At 30.4% G+C, this 760-nt stretch carries 1 protein-coding gene and 1 pseudogene; both read left to right on the plus strand.

Annotated elements, in window-relative coordinates; all coding sequences use genetic code 11:
- Nucleotides 1-42: 42 nt before the first annotated feature.
- On the plus strand, nt 43-447 hold the full coding sequence (locus tag NH26_RS24930; RefSeq protein ID WP_044230068.1) for a transposase: 405 nt from the start codon (nt 43-45) through the stop codon (nt 445-447).
- A 128-nt stretch (nt 448-575) separates the two neighbouring features.
- Nucleotides 576-760, plus strand: a pseudogene (locus tag NH26_RS25705) (IS3 family transposase); the annotation flags it as partial.

The raw sequence follows: 760 nt of genomic DNA on the forward strand, positions 1-760 counted from the left end.
TTGTAACGTCCTAAAATAAGTTGACTAAATTGTAATAAATTTATGTCAAACACCAGAAAAGCAAAATCTTCAGAATCCCCAATATCTTACAGCTTATCATTCAAACAAAAGGTTGTAGAAGAATTTGAAAGTGGGCTTTATACAAAAGCAGCTCTTCATAGAAAATATTCGATTGCAGGTCATAGTACAATTGCTCGTTGGTTAAGAAAATATGGTAAATTGTCTCACACAAAATATAAATCCATAGGACGACCAATGAAAGATAAAGAGCAACAGCGTATAAAAGACCTTGAGGCATCATTACGACAAACAGAAAAAGAGTTAGAAAAAGCTTTAAAACAAAAAGATGCAGAATTAGATGCATACAAAAAGTTTATCGAGATAGCTGAAAGAGAATTGAATATTAAGATTGTAAAAAAGTCTGGTACCAAGCAGTTCAAGAAATAAAAACAGAAAATGCTTTAACAACAGAGCAATTATGTCAACTGTTTGGTTATACAAAACAAGCTTTCTATAAGCGTTCTACTAAGAAGTCACAATCAAAAGACTATCTTGATCAAGTAAAACAAGAAGTAATGAAATACAGGTCGTTACTTCCAAAATTAGGAGGAAGAAAACTACATTATTTGATGCAAGATTTTTTGTCTTCTAATCAAATAAAAATGGGTAGGGATCAGTTGTTCAAATATTTAAGAGAATCTAATTTACTAGTAAGTAGAAAACAAAAGTATCATAAAACAACGAATTCAAAACACTGGAT

The sequence above is a fragment of the Flammeovirga pacifica genome (assembly GCF_000807855.2).
In the GTDB taxonomy this organism is placed as follows: Bacteria; Bacteroidota; Bacteroidia; order Cytophagales; family Flammeovirgaceae; genus Flammeovirga; species Flammeovirga pacifica.

Excerpts from the sequence above, each read along its gene's own strand:
- NH26_RS24930 (WP_044230068.1), top strand. The coding sequence starts at position 43 with ATGTCAAACACCAGAAAAGCAAAATCTTCAGAATCCCCAATATCTTAC.